Below are 2,961 nucleotides of genomic sequence, written 5' to 3'. Positions count from 1 at the left end.
TGGATAATTTGCCCATTGAGCCCATGTACCAATATCCAGTTGGGAATATTATCGCAGTTGCCCTGGCAGGATATTCAACCCGTAAAGTCAATTATGAAGAAACCCCAAGTTCATGGTCGGTTTTTTGGGATAAGATATTCAGGAAAAAGAGATATAAAATCCCCAATCTCCCTTCAATATTAATCAACTCTTTGACCATCAACAGCCGTCAAAAACAAGAGAGCACCAAATCAAAGGTCTCCTTATACTTTGAACTGGACTTGCAGGGGGTAGGATTTTTGGAAAACAATAAATGGAAAAATATCCAAAACAAAGGCTACAAACAAACCCAAGAATATTTAAAAGCTTTAGAGGAAAAAGATAAATTTTGGTTGAATTGAAATCAAATATTTTAGATTTTGTATTTTGTGTTTCCTCTTTCATTGATCCAAATGGAAAAACATCTTAATTTTCTCCATCTACCTCCTCTTTCCACCAAATATTGTCTCTCTTTGTTTTTGGTTTTTTTAAGCTACTCCTTTTCAAGTTGTACTAAGCAAAATCCTTCTTTTAGATCAGCTTCAGAAGAAAATAAGTTAACTAAGCCATTCCTCAACCCAGAAATAACCTATATCTCAGACCTTCCTGATTCGCTCCAACCACCAACCTTTCTGCTGAGTGAAATGTCCAAACCTCGGGTAATCCCATTTCCCGTAAAGAAAGGTACTACCTATGAAAGAATCAATATTGCAGGAGAAAGGCAAATTGTAGAACTCGAACCACCACAGGTTTACCCACTGCCTGTTTTGATTGATGAAGACGGCAATATAAAATTAAACGATCAGGGATTGCCTTTTTTGATCGGTAAGGGTGGTAGAGGGTTGTTTAAAAATTATACCTCTGAAGATGGGTTAGCGGCTGATGCTGTCAGAAGTGTGGTAATTGACAGCAGAGGCGATCTTTGGATTGGAACTTATGGTGGAGGTGTCAGCCGTTTTGATGGATTGGAGTTCAAAAACTTCACCGTGGATCATGGCTTGCCCAATGAAGCCATCGTCCGGATTTTTGAAGACAGTAGAGGTAACATTTGGTTTGCTTCCAATTCTGGAGGAGTCAGCAAATATGATGGCAAAAAGTTCACCAAATACCGGACACTTGAAGGCATGTCCTCAAATATTATTTGGAGTATAGGGGAAGACCTAGAAGGAAATATCTGGTTTGGTACCTATGATGCTGGGATTGTCAAATATGATGGAAATTCATTTACTGTCATCGGTTCTGAAGATGGACTTGCCGGAAATTTTATTTTAGGGATGGACAAAGATTTGGAAGGGACAATGTGGTTTGGGGGAGTTGGGGGGCTTAACAAAATGTCAGGGGAAAAAATCGAAATCTTTAACATCGACAATGGTATCCCTTCAAATGCTGTACTGACTGTGAAGCAGCAGAAAAATGGCCCCTTGTGGTTAGGCACAGTTTCTGGATTGAGTAGGTATGAAGGCAAGACATTTGAAAATTTCTCTGTGGAAGATGGCTTAGCTGATAATCTGGTTTGGGGAATAGCTGAAAATTCGGATGGTAAATTGTGGCTGGCAACTTCTTATGGTATCAGTTCATTTGATGGCTATGAATTTCAATCCCATACAACAGCAACAGGGCTGTTGGAAAACGGAACCCGGGACATAGCAGTAGCAGAGGATGGAACAATCTGGATTGGTACAGAAGAAGCCGGAATAAGTAGATTTGAAGGAGATGCATTTACCAATTTCACAAAGAATGAGGGTTTTAAAGAAACCGCAATTATAGATAATATTTTTCAGGATAGGGAAGGCAACATTTGGTTTGGTTCTATTCTTGGTTTACACAAATATGACCATTATTCATTCACTACTTTTAGCAGAACTCATGGGGGTTTAGTTGAAAATACAGTCAAATGTACATATCAGGACAAAAATGGAGACCTTTGGATTGGAGGATCCAACGGTATCTCCCGGTTTGACGGAAAAAGATTTCTTCATTACGGTTCAGAACAAGGGCTGCCGGGCAAAGAAGTTTTCGATATCACACAGGATAAGCAGGGAAATTATTGGTTTGCTTTGGAAAGCGGACTGGCCAGTTTCGATGGAGAGGCAATTACATTTTACCAATCAGGGCTTGGCGCTCCTGAGGAGATCAAGGAGATTTTTATAGATTCGCATGGTAACTTCTGGATTGCCTCTTGGTATGGACTTACCCTTTTTGAAAATGGGGTATTCGCCCATTATGGTCCAGAACAAGGCGTACAAATTTTGGTCAATGACATTTCCCAGGATGGAAACGATAATCTCTGGTTAGCTACTTCAGATGGAATTGTCTTCTTGGATTCGGATCAGCTAAGGCAATTAAAAAACAATCCGTCGAAAAAACTTGATTTCAGACACTTGACCAAAGAAGATGGTCTTGTGAACAAACAAGCAGTTCAGGTACTTCCGCTACCTGAGGGGAAAATCGCTGTGGGTTCGGTAAAGGGAATTCAGCTATTTGACATTCCTTCCATGGAAGAATCCAATTTTTCTAAAATAGGTGGATCTGACTGGTATCATATCAGTACAGGATTCCCGGTAAAAGATATAAATCCAGTTGGAAAGAAGACCATGTTTTTGGATCGGGATGGAATAATCTGGGCCGCGACAGAAAGTAGTAACACGGGTTTGGTAAGATTTGATTACAAGACAGTCAATAAAAGAAAGAAAAAGCCCCAATTAAAATTAAAAGACATCAGGTTAAACGAAACCCCTGTTTCCTGGCATTCCATTATCTCAAATCCCCTAGAGATCGCAGAGCAAGATTCTGCCAATACCATTGCAGTTCATGTAGAAGAAATGCAGAAATACGGATTAAGACTTGATGCCCAAAAGCGGGATTCATTGGCCACTCATTTGGATGGTGTCAGACTTGATGATATCAGTCCTTTTTATTTCATTCCTCATGAACTTGTCCTTC

At 39.9% G+C, this 2,961-nt stretch carries 2 protein-coding genes; both read left to right on the top strand.

From position 1 onward, the window contains the following. On the top strand, positions 1-380 hold a 380-nt coding region (locus ACEW8O_RS04460; protein ID WP_373493422.1), incomplete at its 5' end, for a hypothetical protein. A gap of 282 nt (positions 381-662) precedes the next feature. Continuing rightward, a partial coding sequence (locus tag ACEW8O_RS04455) for a two-component regulator propeller domain-containing protein (RefSeq protein ID WP_373493421.1) occupies positions 663-2,961 on the top strand: 2,299 nt, incomplete at its 3' end.

Source organism: Aquiflexum sp., from assembly GCF_041749095.1.
Taxonomy (GTDB): domain Bacteria; phylum Bacteroidota; class Bacteroidia; order Cytophagales; family Cyclobacteriaceae; genus Aquiflexum.
This window is presented reverse-complemented; position numbering and strand designations above follow the sequence as displayed.